Annotated in this window: 20 protein-coding genes; 7 read left to right on the top strand and 13 right to left on the bottom strand. The window is 73.9% G+C overall.

Translation table 11 applies throughout. The features are described from left to right. Positions 1-42 precede the first annotated feature (42 nt). From ACGF07_RS03140 to ACGF07_RS03120, 5 genes are all read left to right on the top strand, one after another. Positions 43-1,002: a WGR domain-containing protein gene (locus ACGF07_RS03140; protein ID WP_392894877.1), complete on the top strand. Its 960-nt coding sequence runs from the start codon at positions 43-45 to the stop codon at positions 1,000-1,002. A 257-nt stretch (positions 1,003-1,259) separates the two neighbouring features. After that, positions 1,260-2,135: a class I SAM-dependent methyltransferase gene (locus tag ACGF07_RS03135; protein ID WP_350736088.1), complete on the top strand. Its 876-nt coding sequence runs from the start codon at positions 1,260-1,262 to the stop codon at positions 2,133-2,135. 462 nt (positions 2,136-2,597) lie between these two features. Next, positions 2,598-3,482: an isocitrate lyase/PEP mutase family protein gene (locus tag ACGF07_RS03130; protein ID WP_350736093.1), complete on the top strand. Its 885-nt coding sequence runs from the start codon at positions 2,598-2,600 to the stop codon at positions 3,480-3,482. Then, positions 3,479-3,901 (top strand): hypothetical protein, encoded by a 423-nt coding sequence (locus ACGF07_RS03125; protein ID WP_392894875.1) that lies wholly within the window; start codon positions 3,479-3,481, stop codon positions 3,899-3,901. The genes ACGF07_RS03130 and ACGF07_RS03125 overlap by 4 nt, the downstream gene beginning before the upstream one ends. Beyond that, complete coding sequence (locus ACGF07_RS03120) at positions 3,898-4,977, top strand: bile acid:sodium symporter family protein (protein ID WP_392894873.1); 1,080 nt, start codon at positions 3,898-3,900, stop codon at positions 4,975-4,977. Before ACGF07_RS03125 ends, ACGF07_RS03120 begins: the two co-directional genes overlap by 4 nt. Before the next feature lie 161 nt (positions 4,978-5,138). Here ACGF07_RS03120 and ACGF07_RS03115 read toward each other — a convergent pair whose 3' ends face one another. The 3 genes from ACGF07_RS03115 to ACGF07_RS03105 all read right to left on the bottom strand — a co-directional run bounded on the left by ACGF07_RS03115 (position 5,139) and on the right by ACGF07_RS03105 (position 7,563). Then, complete coding sequence (locus ACGF07_RS03115; RefSeq protein ID WP_392894872.1) at positions 5,139-5,582, bottom strand: GNAT family N-acetyltransferase; 444 nt, start codon at positions 5,580-5,582, stop codon at positions 5,139-5,141. A 131-nt stretch (positions 5,583-5,713) separates the two neighbouring features. After that, on the bottom strand, positions 5,714-6,760 hold the full coding sequence (locus ACGF07_RS03110) for a TIGR03617 family F420-dependent LLM class oxidoreductase (protein ID WP_392894870.1): 1,047 nt from the start codon (positions 6,758-6,760) through the stop codon (positions 5,714-5,716). Positions 6,761-6,930: 170 nt separating this feature from the next. Beyond that, entirely contained in the window at positions 6,931-7,563 is a 633-nt protein-coding gene (locus ACGF07_RS03105) for a TetR/AcrR family transcriptional regulator (protein ID WP_392894868.1), read from the bottom strand. Positions 7,564-7,687: 124 nt separating this feature from the next. On the opposite strand from ACGF07_RS03105, the gene ACGF07_RS03100 reads away from it, so the two are divergent. Next, positions 7,688-9,190 carry a carboxylesterase/lipase family protein gene (locus ACGF07_RS03100; protein ID WP_392894866.1) on the top strand — a complete coding sequence of 501 codons (1,503 nt, stop codon included), beginning with the start codon at positions 7,688-7,690 and terminating at the stop codon, positions 9,188-9,190. 30 nt (positions 9,191-9,220) lie between these two features. Here ACGF07_RS03100 and ACGF07_RS03095 read toward each other — a convergent pair whose 3' ends face one another. The 10 genes from ACGF07_RS03095 to ACGF07_RS03050 form a co-directional block, all read right to left on the bottom strand. Next, the gene (locus tag ACGF07_RS03095) at positions 9,221-10,819 is read right to left on the bottom strand and encodes an adenosine deaminase (protein ID WP_392894865.1); all 1,599 of its coding nucleotides are present in this window, start codon (positions 10,817-10,819) and stop codon (positions 9,221-9,223) included. A gap of 110 nt (positions 10,820-10,929) precedes the next feature. Further along, a complete protein-coding gene (locus ACGF07_RS03090) occupies positions 10,930-11,763 on the bottom strand; it encodes an ABC transporter permease subunit (protein ID WP_392894863.1) in 834 nt (277 codons plus the stop codon). Beyond that, entirely contained in the window at positions 11,760-12,704 is a 945-nt protein-coding gene (locus ACGF07_RS03085; protein WP_392894862.1) for an ABC transporter ATP-binding protein, read from the bottom strand. The genes ACGF07_RS03090 and ACGF07_RS03085 overlap by 4 nt, the downstream gene beginning before the upstream one ends. A gap of 231 nt (positions 12,705-12,935) precedes the next feature. Next, entirely contained in the window at positions 12,936-14,372 is a 1,437-nt protein-coding gene (locus ACGF07_RS03080; RefSeq protein WP_392894861.1) for an RtcB family protein, read from the bottom strand. Between the two features lie 35 nt (positions 14,373-14,407). After that, the gene (locus ACGF07_RS03075) at positions 14,408-14,881 is read right to left on the bottom strand and encodes an archease (RefSeq protein WP_392894859.1); all 474 of its coding nucleotides are present in this window, start codon (positions 14,879-14,881) and stop codon (positions 14,408-14,410) included. Positions 14,882-15,215: 334 nt separating this feature from the next. Continuing rightward, positions 15,216-15,728 carry a hypothetical protein gene (locus ACGF07_RS03070; RefSeq protein ID WP_392894857.1) on the bottom strand — a complete coding sequence of 171 codons (513 nt, stop codon included), beginning with the start codon at positions 15,726-15,728 and terminating at the stop codon, positions 15,216-15,218. Between the two features lie 465 nt (positions 15,729-16,193). Beyond that, positions 16,194-17,738 carry an RICIN domain-containing protein gene (locus ACGF07_RS03065; protein WP_392894855.1) on the bottom strand — a complete coding sequence of 515 codons (1,545 nt, stop codon included), beginning with the start codon at positions 17,736-17,738 and terminating at the stop codon, positions 16,194-16,196. A gap of 587 nt (positions 17,739-18,325) precedes the next feature. Further along, on the bottom strand, positions 18,326-19,009 hold the full coding sequence (locus ACGF07_RS03060) for an alpha/beta fold hydrolase (RefSeq protein ID WP_392894853.1): 684 nt from the start codon (positions 19,007-19,009) through the stop codon (positions 18,326-18,328). Positions 19,010-19,202: 193 nt separating this feature from the next. Continuing rightward, a complete protein-coding gene (locus tag ACGF07_RS03055) occupies positions 19,203-20,489 on the bottom strand; it encodes a styrene monooxygenase/indole monooxygenase family protein (protein WP_392894851.1) in 1,287 nt (428 codons plus the stop codon). A gap of 61 nt (positions 20,490-20,550) precedes the next feature. Further along, positions 20,551-21,345, bottom strand: a complete 795-nt coding sequence (locus ACGF07_RS03050) for a thioesterase II family protein (RefSeq protein ID WP_392894849.1) — start codon at positions 21,343-21,345, stop codon at positions 20,551-20,553. A 289-nt stretch (positions 21,346-21,634) separates the two neighbouring features. Here ACGF07_RS03050 and ACGF07_RS03045 point away from each other — a divergent pair, with 289 nt between their 5' ends. Beyond that, positions 21,635-23,137, top strand: coding sequence for a carboxylesterase/lipase family protein (locus ACGF07_RS03045; protein WP_392894847.1), 1,503 nt, complete (start codon positions 21,635-21,637; stop codon positions 23,135-23,137). Positions 23,138-23,273 lie beyond the last annotated feature (136 nt).

Raw genomic sequence — 23,273 nt, 5'->3', positions numbered from 1 at the left:
CGGTCCCGGCGCGGGCCTGCCGCAGGCGGTTCGGGAGGCCCGATGACCAGGTGGCGGCGGTTCGAGCGGCAGGGCGCCGCGCTGGAATACTGGGAGATCCGTCAGGAGGGGATCCGCTGCTTCCTGCGCTGGGGCTCCGACCGGACGTCCGGCAAGGCGAGCACGACGATCCTCGACGACGAGGAACAGGCGCGTCGCCACGCAGTGCGCAAGGTCGACGATCGTCTCCGCAAGGGGTTCACCGAGGTGGAGCCTCGCTGCGATCCGGCAGAGGCCGAGGCCGGAACACCGGTGCTGGAGCTCGTCAGCAGGGCTGCCGGTCCGCACCCGCCGGTGCCGGAGTTCCTGCCGGTCGACGGGTTCGACCAGGTCTTTCGCTGCGCGCGCACGCCCGATCACCCGCGGGGATTCTTCGAGTACTACGTGCTGCGCGAGCAGGGTCGCAGCGCGGTCCGCTTCGCCGTGCGAGCCGGCAGCCACCAGGACGCGGTGGTCGCCGGCTTCCTGGACTTCCTCTGCTCCAGGCGCGACCTCCCCTTCGACGGCCGGTCCCACCGCAAGGTGGCGTTGCCGGATCCGGTCGGGCCTTTCGGTCACGCGCTGTTCTGCTCGCCCGCACTGGGCCGGGCCGGCGCTGCGCATCCGGCGACGGCGGCGCGGGTGGCGACAGCCTTCCCCGTGTTCGACTGCGAGATCGGGGACGAGGATCCCGAGGTGCTGGTCGACGCCCGCATCCACGGTCACGCCTCGCTGCCCTTCAGCGACTGGGGACGACAGCCGCATCCCGCCGTCGACATGCGCTTCGACGTCCAGCCGTCGCTCTACCGCCCGTCACCGAAGTTCAAGGCCTTCCGGCCGGCCGACGTCCAGAAGCTCATGGACGCACTGCCGACGGCAGCACCGCAGAGCTGGCTCGAGGTGCGGTCCTTCCGAGGTGAGACCACGCGCCTTCGACCCGACACGACCGTGTCCTTCGCCGACGTGTGGTCCTTCCTGATCTGAGGAACCCGAGGACCGGCCCGGCTGCCCCTGCCGCAGCCCCCCCGAGCGTCCGAACGGCGACGGACGGCGCACCGGAACGTCGGTCACCACCAGGCCGTTCGCCCACTGCCGAACGGCGGGGCCGGGGAACGGATTTCCGCCCTTCCGCACCTGGTCCCACCCGGCGCGCGCGTCGCTATGATGACCTCTCTCACGTCCACGGCGCCCCTCCGCGGCGTGATCCACCACCGCGCTCCGCCCGTCTCCTGGAGGCAGCCGTGCCCAGTGAAGTGACCGCAGCCACCCGTCCCGCGCCGCTGAAGCTGGACGACATCCCCGGCTGGTTCTTCGGTCTGGACCGGGCGGCCTTCACCCACCTGCTGACCGCGCAGACCGCCGCCGGCGTCAAGGGCGACATCCTGGAACTCGGCAGCTACCTGGGCCGCAGCGCCGTCCTGCTCGGCGACCACCTCCAGCCGGGCGAGCGGCTCACCGTCTGCGACCTCTTCGACTCCGAGGCGGGCGACGCCGACAACGCCGCCGAGATGGCGATGTCCTACCGCAAGACGCTCACCCGCAGCGCCTTCGAGTCCAACTACCTGGCGTTCCACCGCGAGCTGCCCGAGATCGTCCAGGCGCCGACCTCGGTGCTGGCCGACGGCCGTATCCCGGCGGGCAGCTGCCGTTTCGTCCACGTGGACGCCTCGCACCTGTACGAGCACGTCGCCGGGGACATCACGGTGGCCAGGGCCGCCCTGGCCGCGGACGGCCTGGTCGCACTGGACGACTACCGCTCCGAGCACACCCCGGGCGTCTCCGCGGCGGTCTGGGAGGCGGTCTTCACCGGCGGCTTGCGCCCGGTGCTGCTCACCCCGATGAAGTTCTACGGCACGTGGGGCGACGCCGCGGCCGCCCGGCAGGTGCTGCTGGAGCGCGACTGGCGGGGCGAGGGCTACACCGTGGACGAGGACACCATCGCCGGGCAGCACGTGCTGCGGCTGAACTACCAGGTCAAGACGCCCGCGACGGTCCAGCGCTCCGCCTCCCGCCGCCTCGCGCTGGACCTGCTGCCGCCGGTCGCCACCCGGGCGACCCGCCGGATGCTGCGGACGCTGCGCGAGCGCCGCGCCGTCCGGCCGACGCCGAGCGCCTGACCCCCGCGCGCGAAGGCGCTGGCGCCGTCCCGGCCGACAGGGCGTGGCCGACGGGAGGCATGCCGGCACCGCGCACGGCACCAGACGGCCCCGGGGCGACCGTGCCCGGGGCCGTTCCTCGTCCCGGCACACCTGCCGTTCACCGGCACGCCTGCCGTTCGCCGACACGCCCTGCCGGTCGGCTGCACCCCGTCCGGCAGCTGCGCCCTGCCGCTCGGCTTCGCCCTGTCCGTCGGCTGCACTCGCCGGACCGCCGGACCGCTGAGGCGGACGGACCGGCTCGTTCCACACCGCCTTCAGTGGTGATATTCCTGTCATATTTTCAATTTCTCTTCACTCTTGCGGGGGTATTTCCGTTAAAAATTTGCCCATGGCACCTTAAAGCTCACATAGTGAAGAAGCCTCAATTGGGTCTAGCGAAGACCAAGTCAAGGCAAAGACTTCACGAGTGAGGAGAGATCCGTGTTCGACGGTTTCACCGAGGTCGGCCCCGGTCAGCGGCTCCGCGAGGAGGTCGCCCGCCCCGGCACCACGCCCCTGATCGGCGTCTACGACATGTACTCGGCCTCCATCGCGGCCGAGCACTACGACGGGCTGTTCGTCTCCGGCTTCGGCTTCGCCGCCTCCTACTACGGCCTGCCGGACATCGGCTTCATCGCCTGGCCCGACATGGTCGCCTTCGTCGAACGGCTGCGCGGCGCCTTCCCCCGGCACCACCTGCTGGTCGACATCGACGACGGCTACGTCGACCCCGAGGTCGCGTGCCACGTCGTGCGCCGGCTGGAGCGCATCGGAGCCTCGGGCGTGATCCTGGAGGACCAGAAGCGCCCGCGCCGCTGCGGCCACGCCGACGGCAAGCAGGTCCTCCCGCTGGACGAGTACCTCGAGAAGCTCCACCTCGTCCTCGCCAACCGCACCGACCTCCTGGTGGTCGCCCGCACCGACGCCACCGAGGAGCAGGACATCCTGCGCCGCGCCCGTGCGCTCGCCGAGACGGACGCCGATGTGGTGCTGGTGGACGGCGTGCGCAGTGAGGAGTGGATCCGCCGGATCCGCCAGGTGGTCGGTGACAAGCCGCTGCTGTTCAACCAGATCGCGGGCGGCAAGTCGCCCCGCCTGTCGCTGCCCGAGCTGACGGACCTGGGGGTGGACGTGGCGATCTACAGCACGCCGTGCCTGTTCGCGGCGCACCGGGCGATGGAGGAGGCGCTGGCCGGGCTGAAGGTGGCCGACGGGCGGCTCCCGGCGACGGCCGGCGAGAGCCGCCAGATCGGGGTGCGGGAGTCCACCGAGTTGTTGGAGCGGAACATCACCCGCTCCCGTCAGCTCCTGGCGGTGACGGGATGACGGCCGGACCGCACGGGCCCGCTCCGCCTCGGTCGGCCGCCGCGCTCGAGGCCCGTGCACGACTGGTCGACGCGCGGCGCACCACCGGAATGCGGGTCGGCGAGGAGCCGGTCGGCGGAACGCCCGTCAGCGGAACGCGGATCGAAGCGCTGCGGACTGCTGTGCTGGGGCCGGCCGTGGCGTGCGTCCTGCTTGCGGCCGGTGCCCCGCCGGCCTTCGCGGGCGGCGGGCTGATCACGGTCATCGACAACTCCAACGCCGACTCCTGGCTGGAGGTCGACCGTACGGCCAACCTGCAGAACGGCAGCGGCTCGGCGGGCAGCGACCACGACGGCGCCGGATCCCTGGTCGGCGGCCTGCTCGGCCCCACGGCGGCCGCCGGCCCGTCGCTCCGTCCGGTGCGAGGGAGCGAGCGATGACCGGGCCCCCTGCGAGCGCCTCGCGGCGGCGCCGGCCGGACGGGTACCTGCTGGCACTGGCCAGTACGGTCGCCCTGGCCGCCCTGTTCCCGGTTCCCGGCGGCGCCCCGGCCCGGTTCGCCGGGGTCGTCTGCGACCTGGCGGTGGCGCTGCTGTTCTTCCTCTACGGCGCCCGCCTGTCCACCCGCGAGACCCTGGCCGGGCTGCGCCACCTGCGGCTGCACGGGCTGGTGCTCGCCGCCACCTTCGGGCTGTTCCCGCTGCTCGGGCTGGCCACCGGTCTGCTGACGCCGGTTCCGCTGACCGGGCAGCTCCAGGCCGGGGTGCTGTTCCTCTGCCTGGTGCCGTCGACGGTGCAGTCCTCGGTGGCGCTCACGGGCGCCGCCGGTGGCGACGTCCCGGCGGCGATCTGCGCGGGGACGTACTCCAGCCTGGCCGGGCTGCTGCTCACCCCGCTACTGGCGGCCGGGTTGCTGGGCTCGCACACCGTGCTGTCAGCGGACGGCCTGCTGCGGATCGGGGTCCAGCTGCTCGCGCCGTTCCTGCTCGGGCAGGTCCTGCGGCCTTGGATCGGCGACGCCTTGACGCGCCGCAAACGGCTGTTGGCGCCGGTGGATCGCGGTTCGATCCTGCTGGTCGTCTACACGGCGTTCAGCGCGGCGGTGGCGCAAGGCGTGTGGAGCCAGGCGACGCCACCCGCCCTGCTCGGGCTTCTCACGGTGCTGTTCGCCCTGCTGATCGCCGTCCTGGCCGTCACCCTGCTCGGGGCCCGGCTGCTGCGGCTGGACCGCCGGGCCGCGATCGCGGCTGTGCTGTGCGGCTCGCAGAAGAGCCTGGCCAACGGGATGCCGATGGCCGCCGTGCTGTTCGGGCCGGAGGCGGGGCTGATGGTGCTGCCGCTGATGGCCTACCACCAGCTCCAACTGGTCGTCGGCACCGTGCTCGCCGGGCGCTGGGCCCGGGCGCCCGCCGCGGCTTCCGTCGAGGGCCGGCCACCGGTCGCGCTCGGCGGTCCGAGCGCACTCGGCGGTCCGGGCGCACTCGACGGTCCGGGGGCGCCGCCGGCTCCCGGGTGACCACCGTCGGAGTTCGGCCGCGGCACCGGGCGGGCCCCCGAACCGGACGGGGTCGCGGTTCGAGGCAGCCCCTTCACCGAACCCAGAAGGGTCCTGGTCCTCCACCGACGGAAGGCCTCATACCGACCGGGAGCCTGGCTTGAGCGCTGAGGAACGAGAACTCAGGTGAGTTCGCGACGGAAGACCACCATCGACCGGCCCGGACCGAGGTAGTCCTCGACGATCTCGTCGCTGAACCCGATGCTGCGGTGGAAGGCCACCGAGCCGGTGTTGGGCAGCGAGGTGATCGCCTTCAGACGGACCGCGCCCTGGGTCCGGGCCACGCGCTCGAACTCCTCGTACAGCCGCCGGGCCAGGCCGAGGCCCCGAGCGTCGTCGCGGGTGGCGATGAGGTGGACGTAGCCGGTGGCGTCCGGGGTGACGAAGCCGACCAGGTAGCCGAGGATCCCGGCCTCGCCGCGCGCGACGAAGCACGTCGAGCCGAACTCCCGCACCAGGACCGGGAGGTGGCCGGCTCGAAGGTCGCGCTCGCCCCAGTAGCGGTGGTGGTCCTCGACCACCTGGACCAGGTCGGTGATGTCGGCGGTCTCGATCGTCGGCTGCATGTCCGAGATCATAATCAGGTGGGGGGAAGGCAGCCGCGCCGGCTTCCCCCTCGCCTCAGCCAGAGACTCCTCTCGGCGAACACCACGTCGCGATCAGAAACGAACCACCCGGAACGTCACCTGACGCCTTCTCAGCCCAGCGCCCGCACCGCCTCCAGCACGTCCAGCCCGAGTTCCGGGTCCGCGTCCTCCGAAAGGTTCACGGACAGGCGGGTGACCAGCCCCGCGTAGCGGCGGTGGATCTCCTGCGCGACCTCCTCCACCGAACCGGAGACCGCGAAGGTGTCGAACACCTCGTCGTCGATCAGCGCGGCCATCTCCGCCCAGCGCCCGCGCACCGAGTGGGTGTGCAGTTCCTCCTGCAGTCCCTCCCAGCCGTGCTGGGCCAGCACCGGCCGGTAGGCCGGGGTGGAGGCGTAGAAGGCGAGCCGCTCCCGCACCCCGGCCCGGTTGGCGGCGAGTTCCTCCGCGGTGCGGCCGGTGGCGGTGAGCACGTTGCCGACGATCTCGAACGGCCGCCGGGTCCACTCAGCGCCGGCCGCCTCGGCCCGGCCGCGCTCCTCGGTGAGGCCGGGCAGCACCTGGTCGGCCAGGTAGGCGGCCGAGGTGAAGGGGTGGCTGAGGAAGCCGTCGGCCACCGCTCCCGCGGCGCGGGTCATCAGCGGGCCGACGCCCGCCAGCAGGATCCGGGGCACCCCCGCCGGGACCGGATCCGGCGAGAACACCGGCGTCATCACCGTGTGGGTGTAGAACTCGCCGCGGAAGCGCAGCCGTTCACCGGTCTGCCAGCTGCGCCAGATGGCCCGCACCGCCTGCACGTACTCGCGCATCCGGGCGGCAGGGCGGTCCCAGGGCATGCCGAAGCGCTTCTCGATGTGCGGCTTGACCTGCGAGCCGAGCCCGATGACGGCCCGCCCGCCGGAGGCGGCGTGCAGTCCCCAGGCCTGGTAGGCGAGCGTCATCGGGGTGCGGGCGAAGGCGACCGCGATGCCGGTGGCCAGTTCGATCGACTCGGTGCGGTCGGCGGCCCGGGCGAGTTGGAGGAACGGGTCGTACGCCGTCTCGGCGACCACCAGCCGGTCCATGCCCCGGCGTTCGGCCTGCTCGGCGGCGTCCAGGATGCCCGCCGGGTGCCCGGAGGCGGTGGCGTCGAGGCGGAGGGCGGCGGGTCGGTCCATGGGCGGGCTCCTGGTCACGGGCGGCGGTGCTACCGGGCTAGCCTGCCACGCGGTCAGCAGCCCCCCGAACCTGCCGGTCCCTCCACCGCGACCGGCCCCCCGCACCGACCGATCCCCTCCGCGTCGGCCGGAACCGCTGCGCCCGCCCGTACCGTCACCCCGTCACCCCGTCACCCCGTCACCCCGTCACCCCGTCGCCCCGTCGTCCCGCCGCCGAACAGCCGGTCCAGGTGCCGGTCGATGGCGGCCAGCGCGGCCGCCGGTTCGACCACGCCGAGCTCCAGGAGCGTGGCGAAGCCGGTGAGCGCGAGCAGCAGGTCGGTCTCCACCACCGGGTCGCACTCGGGCGCGATCAGCCCGCCGGTGATCGCCTGCCGGACCACCTGCTCCACCAGGGCCCGCCCCTGGATCAGTCCACTCCCGGCCCGCACGCGGACCTCCTCGTCGTGCAGCGCCTCCAGGACGTAGGCGGCGCTCATCCGGCTGGTCGCGCGTGAGTCGGCGTGCAACGGCAGCAGTTCGACCAGCATCGCTCGCAGCACCTGCCGGGGGTGCGGGGCCTCGCCGAGCGCCGACAGCGCCTGGCGCACGCGCAGTGCGCTCTGCTCCCCTGCCAGGTCCGCCGCGAAGGCGAGCAGTTCCGCCCGGGAGCCGAAGTAGTGCTGCAGTTGGCCGAGCGAAATGCCCGCCTCCTGCGCGACCTCGCGCAGGCTCAGGTGCGTGGCACCGCGCTGCTCGACGACCCGCCACAGCGCCCGGGCGATGCTCTCCCGGCGCTTCCCGTGGTCCACCTGCTTGGGCATGCCCCGCCACCCCGCCTCTCCCGGCCGTCGTAACTTCCGGCCATCTTTTCCATACAGTTGACATAATACATCTGACCCATAACGCTGGGGGCCACCGAAGGATGTCCGAAGGAGGAGCCTCCCGATGCTCGGCCGACCCGTCGCCCCACCCCTCGCCCGCATCGCGGAGGGAACCGTCCGCGGCTTCCTGGACCGGGGGTTGCCGGTCTTCCGCGGCATCCCCTACGCCCAGCCGCCGGTCGGTGCTCTCCGGTTCGCCGCCCCGGCCCCACGGGAGCGCTGGCACGGCGTCCGCGAGGCCTTCGAGTTCGGCCCGAGCGTCCCGCAGTCCGGCCCGCTGCCCGCCCCGCCGACCCGGGGCACCGACTGGCTGACGCTCGACGTCTGCACGCCGGACCCGGGCGGGGCGGGCCTACCGGTGCTGGTCTGGCTCCACGGCGGCGGCTACATCTCGGGCACCTCGGGAGATCCGCTCTACGACCCGGTTCGGCTCGCTCGGGCCGGATTGGTCGTGGTGGGCGTCAACTACCGGGTGGGCGCCGAGGGTTTCGCAGTGCTGGCGGGCGCTCCGGCCAACCGCGGCTTCCTGGACCAGGTGGCGGCGTTGGAGTGGGTGCAGCGCAACATCGCCGCGTTCGGCGGCGATCCGGGCCGGGTCACCGTCGCGGGCCAGTCCGCCGGCGCCGGCTCCGTCGCCGCGCTGCTGACCATGGAGCGGGCGCGCGGACTGTTCCGCCGGGCCGTCGCCCACAGCGTCCCGGGCAACCTCTGCACCCCCGCGCTGGCGGCCGAGGTCACCGCCGCGCTGGCCGGACAGCTCGGCGCGGCCCCCACCGCCGCCGGGTTGGCCGAGGTCGACCCGTGGCGGCTGGCCGCGGCCGTCACCGACCTGGGCGCCGCACTGCCGGAGCACCTCGCCCGTTGGGGCCGCCTGGCGCAGAGCGGCATCGCCACCGTTCCGGTGGTCGACGGCGAGATGCTGGCGGAGGAGCCCTGGACCGCCCTGGCCGCCGGGCGGGCCGCCGGGATCGAGCTGCTGGTCGGCCACGCCCGGGACGAGTTCCGGCTGTTCAGCGTCCTCGCCGGACGGCACGGTGGTTTCACCGAGGAGGAGGCCGGTACCGCGCTGGACCTGTTCGCCCCGCAGCCGGGCGGCCCGGACGCCTACCGCGCCGCCCACCCCGGAGCCGCCCCCGGGGACCTCCTCGAGGCGGTCAGCTCGGACGCCCTGTTCCGGATGCCCTCCCTCCACCTCGCCGAGGGCAACGCCGTGGCCGGCGGCACCTCCCACCTCTTCGAACTGGCCCTCGCCGCACCGGCCCTGGGCGGGGTGTTCGGTGCCTGCCACGGTCTGGACGTCCCCCTGGCCTTCGGCACCCTCGACAGCCCCACCGCCCGGCAGTTCCTCGGTGACCCACCCGGGCCGGACGCCGTCGCCGCCTCCCGCGAGCTGCAGCGGGCCTGGGTCCGGTTCGTCTCCACCGGCGATCCGGGATGGGCCGCCTACGAGCCGCGGCACCAGCTCACCCGGGTCGTGGACGCCCGATCAGAGACGGTCCGCTACCCCGAACAGGCCTCCCGGAGGATCTGGGCGCGGCACGCCCCCACCGCCTTCGACCTGGTGTGACGAAGGCGGCCGGAGCGGCCGCGCCCCCGGTCAGGAGCTGCGGCGCGGCACCGACGCCTCGAAGTCGGCGAAGCCGCGCTCCTGACGCCACTCCTGCTGCGCCTTCGGGCTGGCCGCCAGCAGCGCCGCGCAGCGCTTGCCGGGGCGGTCGTTGCCGAGCGCCTCGCCGGCGCACTCGGGCGCCGGGCGGAAGCGGTCGGCGTCCTTCCAGAGGCTGCGGCCGGGCAGGAAGCCGTACTCCAGCGAGTTGCGGGCGAGGTCCTTCAGGTCCCGGTACCCCAGGTCGTAGCGGGTGGTGGCCTTCTGGTACTCCCCGGTGATGTCGCCGCGCGAGACGCCCGGGTCGTCGGTGGCCAGCGCGGTGGGCACGCCGTGGCTGCGGTAGAGCGGGAAGGGGTGCTCCTGGCCGGAGACGCCGAGGATCTGCTCGTTGCTGGTGAGCGGCACCTCGATCAGGACGTGCCGTTCGGCCAGGGTGTCCAGCAGTTCCTCGGAGTCGTCCTCGTGGACGACGTCGACGCCGTGTCCGATCCGCTCGGCGTGGCCGGTCAGCACGGCCTCCCGGATGTGCGAGCGCAGGTCCTCCGGCTTGACGAGCCCGGGTACCAGCTCGCCCGCGTGCAGGGAGATGTGGGCCTTGGGGTAGAGCGGGTGCAGGTAGTCCAGCATCCGCATCTGGAGGTCGTAGTTCTCCAGCGAGGCCGGGTAGTCCTCGGGCTGGACGAGGTTGACGGCCACGAACCGGTCGTCCCGGCTGGCGAGTTCCATGCCGAGCAGGAGCTGGGTGAAGACCCGGGCGGGCGTGGAGGCCCGGGAGGCCTGGGAGATGATCCGGACGGTCACCGAACAGCCGGGTGCGGGGCTCCTGGTGCCGCAGTTCTCGGTGGCGCGGTACTCGTCGAACATCTGGTCCGCGTCCGAGCGGGCCTGGGCGACGAGCTTGTCGATGCCGCCGTCGGCGAGCAGCTTGTCGCGCAGCCTGGCGAGGTCCGGGTCGTAGCCGACCTTGGCCGCGAGTGCGGCGGCACCCGGCGAGGCCGGGGTGAGCATGGTCTCCAGGTAGCTCTGGTTCTGGTCGGCCATGGTCTCGGTGACCTCGGCCAGCATCCGGCCCGGGTGGCGCCAGCTGGCCTCGCCGAACTTGCCGAAGGTGGCGAAGAAGTGGTCGTGGCCGGATTCGGCGCCGGGTGTGAAGTCCTGCATCGACCAGGCGCGGATGACCTGTCGGCGGAACGCCTGGTCGGTGACGGCGTCGGCGGCCGGGCGGGCGGTGGCGGTGCAGGGCGCCACCTGCGCGGTCAGGGTGACGGTGTCGATGCAGAGGCCGTCCTCGTCGGCCAGTTGGATCAGCAGTTCGGTGGAGACCGCACCGGAGAGGTGGTTGTGCAGGTCACCGCCCTTGGGCAGGTCGCGCAGGAAGGCCCGCAGCCGGCCCGGGTCGTTCCGGATGCCGTCCAGGTAGGCGTCGACCCGGCGTTCGGCGGCGGCGCGGGCGGCCTGGGCGGCGGGCAGCGGCGCCGCCTGGGCGGCGGCGGGGAGCAGGGGGGCGATGAGCGCGGCGCAGACGGCGGCCGCGGCAACGGTGGTTCGGCGCAGTGTGATCACAGCGGTATGCTCGCGGCCGCGCATCCGGGCCACCGGGAATTCCGGTTTTTGTCCTGAACACACCACCCAGCCGGGTGAGCGGCCACCCGAACGCCGCCGCACGCATGACCGAACTCCCGGCCGTACGTTCGGAGTCAGATCGCCAGATCGCGCCGCTCCAGCAGCCGGAAGGCCGCCAGCAGTCCGAGCAGCCCCACGCCGACCAGCACCCCCAGCGCCGCCCACGGCACCCCGCCGCGGGCGAGCACGTCGCCCGGCGCGTAGTAGTGGAACGGGCTGAGGTAGCGCAGCGGTTCGGCCGGGGACCAGGCCAGGGCGACGAAGTTGAGCGCGAAGCCGACCGCGCCGAAGGCGACGGCCGCGCCGATCACGTGCGCCCGCCGCCGACTGAGCGCGGACACCGCCAGGACCGGCCCGGTCAGGCAGAACGCGAGGGCGCAGCCCAGCAGTCCGGCGGCGAACACCCCGCCCTCGGGGACGGCGTCGCGCAGGTGCGCGGAGAAGACCACGCCGAGCGCGACGGTCAGCGTGGCGGCGGCGTTGAGCAGCACCGAGGCGGCGATCAGCGCACCGGCCCGCTCGGCCAGCAGCCGGCGCCGCGAGACCGGACGGGTCATCAGGAGTTCGATGGTGCCGGACTCCACGTCGGCCGCGACGGCGGCGGCACCGAGCGAGCCGATCACGGTCAGCTGGAGCGCGATCCAGAACGGGTGGGTCAGTCCGGCGCCGAGCAGACCGGGGTAACTGGCGATGGAGACGTCACCGTTGGAGCCGCTGAAGGCCCTGAACGCGCCGGGCGGGGTGCGACGGGCGCCGAACAGCTCGGTGGGCGGGACGGTTCCGGCGATCACCACGATCAGGGTCTCGAAGACGACCATGCCGAACAGCAGGGAGAGCAGCATCCGGCGCCGCCGGTGCAGGGCCAGCCAGACCAGCGGGAGGCGGCGGCTCACGGTCGCGGGCGTCATCGCTGCTCCTCGCGTTCGGCGTCCTGCTGGTCGGTGGAGCGGTAGAGGTCGAGGAAGGCCTCGTCCAGTCCCGCCTCCTCCACGGTCAGGTCGGCGACCGGGAGTTCGGCGAGCAGGCCCCGAACGGCCGGCACCACGTCGTCCGGCGGCACCAGCAGCTCCACCCGGCTGCCGTCCCACCGCGGCGACCAGCGCTCGGCGGCCCCGAGCGGCCGGGCGCCCCGGTCGTCCGCGAACAGCAGCCGCACGCGCCGCGCCCGTGCCTGGCGCAGTTCGGCCACCGAACGGACGGTCACCAGCCGGCCCCGCCGGACGATGGCGACCCGGCCGCAGGACCGCTGCACCTCCGGCAGGACGTGGCTGGAGAGCAGGACGGTGCGACCGGCCGCGGTCTCCTCGGCGAGCAGTTCGAAGAAGGTCTCCTGGACCAGCGGGTCCAGCCCCTCGCTGGGTTCGTCCAGCACCACCACGGCGGGCTGGTGCTGGAGCGCCTGGACCAGCCCGAGCTTCTGCTTCATGCCGCGCGAGTACTGGCCCACCGGTCGGCCCAGATCGGCCGGGGAGAGCTTCAGCCGTTCGCACAGTTCGCGCTGCCGGCGCACCGGGGCGCCCTGGAGGGCGGCGAGCAGGTCGAGGGTCTGCTGCCCGGTGAGCTCGGGGTAGAGCCGCAGTTCGCCGGGCAGGTAGCCGAGCGCGGGGGCGAGGCTCCGGTGGTCGGCCACCGGGTCGAGGCCGAGCACCCGCACCCGGCCGCTGCTGGGACTGAGCAGGCCGACCAGGCAGCGCAGGGTGGTGGTCTTCCCGGCACCGTTGGGGCCGAGCAGCCCGAACACCTCACCGGCCGCGACCGTGACGGCCAGGTCCTCGATGCCGACCGTGGCGCCGTACCGTTTGGTGAGGGCGGCCATTTCGATCACCGGTGCGGTCGCGTCTCCCGGCATGCCCACCTCCTGTGACGGCGCCGCACCCGGCGCGTCGGCGCGTGTCGGACCTTCGGACATCCAAGCGCGCCGGGGCCGGGGAGTCGAGGGACACGGCCGCAGCACCGGAGCACCGGGGGACGCGCCCGGGGCGGCGGGGCCGGGGGCGTCGGGCGTCGGAGACGGGCGCCGCGGGCGGGGGGCTCCTCCACCTTCCGCCCTCGGAGCCGCATTCAGCCCTCGGAGCCGCACTCAGCCCTTGCACACGCCCAGCGGCACCAGGCGGGCGACCCGCCGGGCCAACCCCGCGGCCTCGGTGGCGGTGGCCACCGCGTCCACGTCCTTGTACGCCTCGGGCGTCTCCTCCGCCAGCGCCCGCAGTGAGGCGGGCCGCACCGCGATGCCGCTCGCCTCCAGCTCTCCCCGGAGCCGCTCACCGCGCACCGCGCGCAGCGCCTGGTGGCGGCTCCACACCCGGCCGGCGCCGTGGCAGGCGGAGTGGAACGCCTCGTTGCCGGGCAGCCCGACCATGACGTACGAGGCGGTGCCCATCGTCCCCGGGACCAGCACCGGCTGACCGGCTCCGGCGAGGTCCCCGGGCAGGTCGCGGTCGCCGGGCGGCAGGGCGCGGGTGGCGCCCTTGCGGTGGACGCAGAGCGTGCGCACCTCGCCGTCCACCTCGTGCTCCTCCAGCTTGGCGAGGTTGTGCGACACGTCGTAGACCAGCTCCAGCCCGACCCCGAACGCGGTGGCGAAGGCGCGGCGGGCGGCCTCGGAGAGCAGTTGCCGGTTGGCCCGCGCGTAGTTGGCGGCGGCGGCCATGGCGCCCAGGTAGGCCCGGCCGCGCGGCGATTCGACCGGGGTGCAGGCGAGTTGGCGGTCCGGTAGGTCGATCCGGTGGCGGTGCAGTTCGCGGTCCATCGTGCGGACGTGGTCGGTGCAGATCTGGTGGCCGAGCCCGCGCGAGCCGCAGTGGATCATCACGCAGACCTGTCCGGGCCGCAGCCCGAAGGCGGCGGCCGTCCGCGGGTCGTGCACCTCGTCGACGGCCTGCACCTCCAGGAAGTGGTTGGCCGAGCCGAGGCTGCCGACCTGCTGCAATCCGCGCTCGACGGCCCGGGTGCTCACCTCGCCGGGGGCCGCGCCCGCCAGTACGCCCCGGTCCTCGCAGCGCTCCAGGTCACGCGGGACGCCGTGGCCGTGCTCGACGGCGTAACGGGCTCCGCCGAGCAGCAGGTCGTCCAGTTCCTGAGGCCCGGCGAGCTGCCAGAGACCGCCGCGACCGAGTCCGCGCGGCACGGTGCGGTCCAGCAGGTCCATCAGGCGGCGGATCCGCTCGGCGTCGAGCTCTTCCCGGGCCACCCCGGCGGCCAGCAGCCGGACGCCGCAGGAGATGTCGAAGCCGACCCCGCCGGGCGAGACGACACCGCCCCGGTCGACGTCGGTGGCCGCGACCCCGCCGATCGGGAAGCCGTAGCCCCAGTGCACGTCCGGCATCGCGAACGAGGCACGGACGATCCCGGGCAGCGTCGCCACGTTGGCCACCTGCTCCAGCGCCTTGTCCCCGGCGGCCTGCGGCAGCAGCGCACCGCTCGCGAACACCACGCCCGGCACCCGCATCGGCGGGCGCGGCTCGATCCGCCAGCGGCAGCGGCCCGCCTCGACCAGTGCGACCTCCACCTCGCTCACCCCGCTCCGGCCTTCCGCCTTCCCCCTCCCGCGCGTCAGACGTCCACCGTGGCCGCGCCGGTCCAGCCGTCCGGCCCCGAGCTCAGCTCCAGCCCGTGCAGCGAGACGGCCTTCGGCACGGCGCCGACCACCTCGGCGGTGGCCGCGTCGGCCATCCGGAACCGGACCTCGACGCTCCGGGCCCCGTCCAGCCCCTCGATCGCACCGAAGGCGACCGCGACCGGCAGCTCACCGTGCACGTCCATCCGGTAGATGACCTCTTCCAGGACGCCCGCGAGCAGATCCGGATCACTCACTGCGAGCACCGTGCAGGCCCGCTCGCCGACGATCCGCGCGCCCGACAGGTCGGCGAAGCTTCCGACCACGGCGTGCACCAGCTCACCGATGCAGCCCTCGGCCGTCGGCGCCCAGGCCTCCACCCGCAGGTCCGCCGTGTGCGGCACGCTCCGGTGCCCGCTGCCGGACCGGCCCGCAGGCCCGCCACCGTCCACCAGCAACGCCTCCCGCACCGGTTCCGTCCTCCCCTTCCAGCCTCGTCCCACGGGCCGGACGGGGGCAAGTACGGACAGGGCCCCTCCGCTGCTCCCCCCGAACTGCGGGTCAGCCCCGGCGCTCGGGGGGCTCGGGCGTCACGAGGGGGAGCCGCTTCCCGGGGTGACGACGGCGGTGGCGGGTCTTCTACCGGGCGGCACTGCCGGTGGTCCGCGCCGGGCCCGGCGGGGACGCCCGACGCGGCACCGCGGTGCTTCGGCGGACCCGAGCCCGGGCCCTGTCCCGGCGGCCCGGTGCCGGCGTCCGGCCCCGCGCTGAGGGGAGGTCAGCCTTCGAGCGTGAAGGGCGCGGCTACTCGGCGCCACGTGCGGGCCACCCGCTGTCCGAGGGCCCCGCCAGCCGCACGGACACGATGCCGTGCAGGACGCGGCCCGCCCGCTGTTCCCGGTCGAACTGCCGGTTGAACACCTCCAGGCGTTCCTCCGGCCCCAGCTCGACGAGTCCCGGCGGCCAGGTCCTCGGCGGCACCAGGATCAGGACGGCCGCACCCCTGCCCTCGGCGGCTGCCAGCCAGCCCGGCGACGCCTCCACCCGGGTGTCCGGCTCCCAGATCTCGCGCCCGCCGACCAGCACCAGGCGCCGCACCCGGCCCTCACCTACCTCGACGGCCCCGCTCGTGACCGAAGGCTCGCCCGCCGCGAGCGTGAACCCGCTGTCGACCGCGGCCTCGACGAACTCCGCGTAGAGGTCGTCACCGACCTCCACGATCAGTTCCGCCAAGGGCGGCCCCTGCGCCGCCTCGCGCACGGCCAGCGCCCACACCATCGGAGCCTGAGCCCGGTCGTCGTTCGTCTCGTCAGCCACACCCGTCCAACGAGCCGCGGGCGCCGACCGCTCCGCTCCACCCCACGTTCGGCCGTCCCCGGCCCTCCTCGGGCGTCGACGGGAGACGGCGTGGATCATCGTATGACCATCCGGATGGATCTTCCGGAACGTCTCGGCGCCACCCGCCGTCGCGGGCCGTGCCGGAGTCCGCGGGGGTCCCGAGCACGGCGGTGGCCGCGGACGACCTCGACGCCGCCGGGCGGCACGGCGCAGCGGTGGTGGTCACCCACGGTACGGGCGGGTGTCCTGGTCTCCGCCACGGCGCCTCCGGCGCCTTCCTCGGCCTCCGCGAAGTCCTGCGCCCGGACCTCCCGGCCGGCGGCACCGACGGCCCGACGGCCCCGACGGCCCCGACGGCCCCGACGGCCCCGACGGCCGCGTCCCCCGGCCGCACAGTGGGCAGGGGGACGCGGTGGTACCGCTGAGCCGGGCGGGCGGCTCAGGTCAGCACTCCAGGACGCCCGTGGCGATGCCCTTGAACGCCCCGGTGAGCATGCCGATGGCGACTCCTTCGGGGCCGGTCAGGGCACCCGTGACGCCCCCGACGACGATGCTGGTGCCGATCTTCTTGGCCATGCACTTGTCGTGCTCGTCGCTGTTCCTGTCGTCCGCCGCGGCCACCACCGAGGCCGCCTCCGTCATCGTCCTGACGGTCCCCGCCGCGGCGGGCTTGCCGCTGCCCAGGGAGTAGGTCGGGGGCGTGATGGTGCCGATGACGGTGTCCCCGGTGACGCCTTCGACGGTCTGGGTGACGGTGTTGCCGTCCACGGCGAGTGCGACCCGGTGGGTGGCGCCGTTGGTGTCCGTGACGGTGCCGGGCTGCACCGTGGCGATGGTGGTGCCGTTGGCGTCGTCGACCCGGACGCCGCCCTGGTAGGCGGTCAGCCTGCCGCCTGCGGGCACGTCCACGGCGGCCTTCGCGGTCCTGGCCAGGGCGGCGGGCTTGACGCCGGTGTTGCTGCCGCCGCCGGGCGCGTCGGTACTGGTCCGGGCGACGTACATGGTGGAGCCGGCCGCCGAGTTGATCACCGGGACGGTCACGGTCGCGTCGGAGGTCCACGGCTGGTTGTCGGTGTCGAAGGTCCACGTGCCGGTGACCTTCTTGCCGACGGCGGCGAAGTCGACCCACCCGTAGTTCTTGGGCGGCACGTCGATCGCGATGCCGTTCACGGTGGCCTCGTCGGACTGGTAGGTCTGCGTCGCACTGAGCTGGCTGCTGATCATCGCCTGGACCGGGGTGGAGACACCCACCGAGGTCGACACCCCCGCGGAGTACGACTGCGACCAGCCGGAGTGGTAGATCGTGGTGAAGACCTGCTTCATGGTGGCGCCGGTGTCGTTGTACCAGACCGAGGAGGCGGGCTGGCGGGGCAGGACCTCGGGCTGTCCCTCGGACTTCTCGGTCCACGAGCAGGTGGACGTCTTCTTCGCGCACAGGTCGGCGTAGTAGTCGAGGGCGAGGCTCCTCGCTTCGGCCGCCTTCGACGCGGGGACCGTCCATTCCTGGCCGGCGCTGCCGTTGCACACGTTCGGCTGGGCGAGGATGCCCCACAGGTGGAGGCCGCCGCGGTTGTCCATGCAGTACTCGACGCCGCTGGTGTCGTCGCGGCGCACGATGCCGAAGGTGTTGGGCTTGCCGTCCACGGGCCGGAAGTGCCACTGCTCGCCGTCCTTGCCGCAGGACTGCTGGATGGCGGGCTGGGAGGCGTACACGCACTTGCCGGAGGACGTACTGGCGAGGTTGAACGTACCCGGCGCGCCGAGCCTGATCAGCCGCCAGTTCGTGTAGTTGGTGCCGTCGGGGGTGACGGATATCTGGTTCCCGTCGTTGTCGCCCGTCGCGTTGAGGGTGCCGTCCGGGTTGGTGAAGGTGTAGGCGTCCGTCGTGGCGGCGCCCGCCGGTGCGGCGGCGAGGACGGGCGCGAAGAGGGTCAGGGCGACGGCCGGTGCGGTGAGCAGTTTCGCCGTCTTCATCAGGGTCCTGTTCATGATTGCCTTCTCTGCTGGGCCGTTCGGTGTCGGACGGTCGTGTGGTGTCCCCGGGCGGGCGGTGTCCCCGGGCGGGCGCGGGGTGGCGAAGGGGCGGGCGGACGGGACCCCAGGGCGCTGGCGGACCTCACCCGGGTGGCCGCATCCCCGGCGCGGCGAGGCCGTCGGCCGCCCGGAAGGTGCGCTCGGTGCGCGCCGGGGGAGGCAGCCGGGAGGAGTCGATCACCGGCGAGAGGGCCGGTGGCACCGTCCCGCGGAGGGACCCGTTCCGGAGCCGCCAGGTGCGGCGACCCGACCGGATCTCCGGCGGGTCGACCTGAAGGGGGCGGGTCGGGGCCGCAGTTCGGTCACGCCGGGCTCCACTCGATCGGGCAGCACGCAGCAGGCCCCGTAAGCCGCCGCGAACACGTCAAAGACACGGTAGTGACGGCCGATGACAGACCGGTGAAACGGCGAAGGCGCCCCGCCGGCTCCGCAGGCCGAGGCCGGTGCCGAGGGGCGCTGAAGCCGAAGGACGCTGATGACGAGGTGCACTGATGACGAGGTGCGGCTGATGAGGAGGGCATCGCCGTGCCGACTCGGCTCCTCTACGAGTCGGCGGCCTCCGCCAGGACGCGGGCGAGTTCGCGGGGGCGGCTGACCATCGGCCAGTGGCCCGAGTCGAGGTCCACGAACGCGAGGCGGCCGGCGCGAGCGAGCTCGGGGCTCGCACCGGCGGCGATCCACTCCTCCGCCTGGGCAGGGGCGAACTCGGGGCAGACGAGCACGACGGGGACGTCGAAGCGGCGCTCGTCGGTCAGCCGCACGACTCCCCTGGCGACCGCCTCAGGGACGGGAACCGCCGTGGACGCGATGCGGTCGCGGGTCTGCTGGTCCAGATCGGCGGAGTCCGCGCCCTCGAAGGGACCCCAGCCCGGGAAGGGCACGGCCCCGTCCACGACCGGGAATTGATCGGCATAGGGCCGCCCGTCGGCGGCGGGGAAGCCGCCGACCAGCGCGACCTTGGCCACCCTCTCCGGCCTCCGGTCGGCGGCCAGCCAGGCCAGCGTCGAGGCGGCGGAGTGCCCCACCACCAGCGGCTTTCCGGGAGCCGCGTCCACCGCCGCGAGCACGGCTTCCAGCTGGTCGTCAAGCGTCGCGGAGGCGACGCCGTCGCCCTGGCCCGGGAGGGTGAGCGGCACGGGGCGGTGGCCGAGCGCGGTGAGCTCCGGCACGACGTCGTCCCAGGCGGATCCGTCGAGCCACAAGCCGGCGATGAGCAGGATGTCCACGGTGGTTCTCCCGGAGAGGAGTCGGATCTGGTGGCCGGCACGCTACCCGGCGGCTCTGACACCGGGTCATGGCCTGGGTCCGCGTTCCGACCCGACCGGGCGGACCCACGCGGTCACCGCACCGGGCGAAGCGTCACCACACTGTCCGACGGGTCACCACACCGGCCAACGGGTCACCGAACCGGCCGACGGGTCACCGAACCGGCCGACGGGTCACCGAACCGGCCGACGAGCCACCGCGCTGGCCGGCGACCGATGAGAGGTACGCGGCGGTGAGCTCGGGCGTGGCCAGCCAGGCGGCGTGGTCGCTCGGCTCGGCGTAGGTGTTGGCCAGCCGGCGGGCGACCTGCTCGTGGTCGGCGGCGGCCGCGAAGACCCCGTGCAGGTGCTCCGGCACGGTCAGCATCGAGGCGGTGAACTCCACGGCGTGCCGGGCGTGTTGCTGCCAGAACCGCTCGGCGGTGCGGCACATCCAGTCCGCCGTGTACGGGGCGTCGCCGTGCTCGACGATCGCCCGCCGGTACGCCTCCGCCGCGCGGGCCGCGCCGTTGGCGCCCTGGCCGGTGATCGGGTCGTTGACGACCACGGCGTCACCGAGGCCGAGCACGTGGACGGCGTCGACGCCCGTCCCGAGCTCCGCCACCGGGCGGCGCACGGTGGGGGTCACCGCGCCGTGGAGTCCGGCCCCGGCATCGGTCGGCTCGGCCTCCTGCCAGAGCTCCGCCTCCCAGGGCAGGTACTCGGCCAGCAGCTCGCGGACACGGGCCAGTTGGACGTCGGGCGCCGGGCCGTCGCGGAACGCGTCCAGCGGTCCGCCGGGCAGCGCCTCCCACAGCAGGATGTCGCAGGGGCCGGAGAGCGTCAGGGCCGGCTGCAGGTACAGCTCACCGAGGCCGGGCAGGGCGTGCATCCGCGCCCTGGGCCCGGCGGACGGGTCCGGCGAACCCACGCCGTGCGCGTAGAGGCAGGACAGCGCGCGCTGCGGCCGGTCGAAGGGCGACCGTGCGGCGTGCCGTTCGAAGATCCCGGCCAGGTCCCCGCGCCCGACCGCGACCACGGTCAGCTCGTGCCGTCGGGCCAGCTGGTGCAGGCCGGCGCGGTCCAGCGAGCCGTACTCGACCCGCCCGCCGCGCTCCTCGAGCAGTTCCAGCCAGCGGGCCAGCTTGATCCGCTGGTCCACCGACTGGCCCGGCTCGTCCAGCGTCATGGTGAACTCCAGCGCCCTGGTGGCCGGCGGCGCCGCGAGCACCGCGTCCACCGCGGAGACGGTGGGCGCCTCACGCGCCCACAGGTCCAGTCCGGCGGCCGCTTCGATCCGCAGCGCCGGGCCGAACAGCACCTGGGTGGACAGCACCCGCCCGCGGCGCACCTGTTCCGGGGTGCGCTCGGCCACCAGCGTCACGGCGTACCCGTCGGCCACCAGCCCGAGCGCGAGCTGCAGGCCGGCCTGGCCCGCTCCGACGACGGCGATCCGGCGCATGGCGGCCTCCCACGTGGTCTGCTGGCGGGCCGGACCGACCGATGGCCCGCCAGCAGGCACCCTAGTCGAGCGGTCGGACAGTGGACAGGGGACGAACGGGCGTCTCACCGCCCAGGTGGTCCGCGATCAACCGCACCACGGCCTCGACCTGGTCCGCCACGTAGAAGTGCCCGCCCGGGAAGACCCGCAGGTCGAAGCCGCCGGTGGTGTGCCGCTCCCACTGCGCGACCTGATCGACCGTCGCGTTGCCGTCGCTCTCCCCCACCAGCCCGATGATCGGCTGCGGCACGACGGCGTCCGGCGCGGCGCGGTACGTCTCGATCGCGGTGTAGTCGGCCCGCAGCGCCGGCAGGATCAGCTCGCGCAGCGCGGGAATGGTGAGGATCCGCTCGTCCGTCCCGCCGAGCCGCACGATCTCCCGGAGCATGCCGTCGTCCGACAGCCGGTGGATCTCGCTGTCCCGGGGCAGCGAGGGCGCGCGCCCCGCCGACACGAACAGCCGCTCCGGCCCGGCCAGGCCGTCCCGGGCGAAGCAGCGGGCCACCTCGAAGGCGACGGCCGCACCCATGCTGTGCCCGAAGAGGGTCAGCGGCCGGTCCGACCACTCCCTCAGCTCCCGGTAGGCCTGCTCGGCCAGCTCCGGCACCGAGTCGATCGTCGGCTCCGCGTAGCGGTTCTGCCGCCCCGGGTACTGGACGGTGAGCACGTCGGCGTGCGGCGCGAGCGCGTTGGCGTGGTCCAGGTAGTAGCTGGCGGAGCCGCCTGCGTGCGGGAAGATCACCACCCGGGCGGGCGCGGAGTCGGACGGGTTGAACCGACGGAACCAGGGGTTGTCGACGGCGGCGCTGCTGGGCATGCGGGGTGTGACCTCTCTCCGTGACGGAACCTGCCGCCCCCAGTCTCGCAGTGCGCTCGCCCGGCCGGCGCCGACGGCGGCGATCTCCGGCCTGTCGGTGCGTCGGTGCGCCGGTGCGTCGGTGCGCCGGTGCGCCGGTGCGCCGGTGCGTCAGCTCGTCGGTGTGTCAGTACGCCGGTGCGTTCGGTCAGTGCGCCGGTGCCGGAATTCGGTTGCGAGGGACGGGGACACCCGGAAGGGTCTGCATCGCACACGAACACCGCACTACCTCCCGGGACCACTCACCGCCATGGACACCATCGTCGTCAACACCCTCCACGGTCCGGTTCGCGGCCGCTTCCGGGACGGCACCGCGTCGTTCCTCGGCGTCCGCTACGCCGCTCCCCCGTTCGGCCCGGACCGGATGCGTGCGCCCCGGCCGCCCGAGCCCTGGAGCGAGGTGCGTGACGCCCTGCGGCCCGGTCCGGCGGCGCCCCAACCGGGTTACGGTCCGGCCATGGCCGGCCTGCTCCTCCCCGCCGGGGAACAGGGCGAGGACTGTCTGAACCTCAACGTCTGGACGCCCTCCGCACACCGCTCGCAGGCCGGACTGCCCGTCATGGTGTGGATCCACGGCGGCGCGTTCCGCAACGGGTCCGGTTCGCTGCCGACGTACGACGGCTCCGCGTTCGCCCGCGACGGCGTCGTCTGCGTGACCCTCAACTACCGTCTGGGGCCCGAGGGTTTCCTCCTCCTGCCCGACGGCACGGCGAACCTCGGGCTGCTGGACCAGATCGCCGCCCTGGAGTGGGTGCGCGACAACATCGCCGAGTTCGGCGGGAATCCGGACAACGTGACGGTGTTCGGCCAGTCAGCCGGGGCGATCAGCATCACCGCCCTCATGGCCATGCCCCGCGCCGAAGGCCTCTTCCACCGGGCCATCACCCAGAGCGGGGCCGGGCACCACGCCCACTCCCCCGCGACCGCGCGCCTCCTCACCGAGCGCCTCGCCGAACTCGCCGGTGTGGAGTGCACCACCGAGGCCCTGGCCGCCGTCTCCCCGCAGGATCTGATCGCCGCTGACGCCCTGCTCGCGCAGGAGATCGCCCGTAGCACCGACCCGGGCCGCTGGGGCGAGTCCGCGGGCGGGGGCACCACCGTCCTGCCCGTCTTCGGGACGCAGAACCTTCCCGAACGACCCGTCGACGCGGTCGCCGCGGGCGCGGGCCGTCATCTCGACCTGCTCACGGGCGTCACCAGCGAGGAGTTCCGACTCTTCCTGGTGCCGCTCGGCATGGCGGACCGCATCGACGACACCTTCCTGTACGGCTTCCTCGCCGCCCTCGGACTCGACCCCGCCGCCGCGCGGACGCGCTACGCCGCCTCCCGGCCGCAGGCCGGTGCCGCCGACCTGTTCTCCGCGGTGATGACCGACCACGGCTACCGGATACCCGCCCTCCGGGTCGCCGAGGCGCGCGCCCTCCACGGCGCCGACACCTACGTCTACGAGTTCGCGCAGCCCTCCCCCGTGCTGGACGGCGTGCTCGGCGCCTGCCACATGGCCGAGCTCGGATACCTGTTCGCCGGTGGCTCCGACCCGCTCGCGGACCCGGCGCACCATCCGAAGCTGTCCGAGACCGTCCGAGCCGCCTGGACGTCCTTCGCCCGCGACGGGCGCCCCCGCCACCGAGGGCTGCCGTCCTGGCCCGCCTATCTTCCTGACCGGGAGGTGCTGCGGCTGACGGCCGACGCACCGGCGGTGGTCCGGGATCCGCGGCGGGACGAACGCCTCCTCTGGGACGGACTCCGCTGAGCAGGCGGCCGGCCGACGGGCCCCGACGGGACGCGTGCCCGCGGGGCCCGGGTCCCGGCCGCCGTGGCCGCACCGTGGCCCGTCGCCCGCCCGGGCCGACCGCACGGGCCATGGGTGCCGTGCGCCCCGCGGTGGA

The sequence above is a fragment of the Kitasatospora sp. NPDC048194 genome (genome assembly GCF_043202455.1).
Classification (GTDB): Bacteria; Actinomycetota; Actinomycetes; order Streptomycetales; family Streptomycetaceae; genus Kitasatospora.
This window is presented reverse-complemented; position numbering and strand designations above follow the sequence as displayed.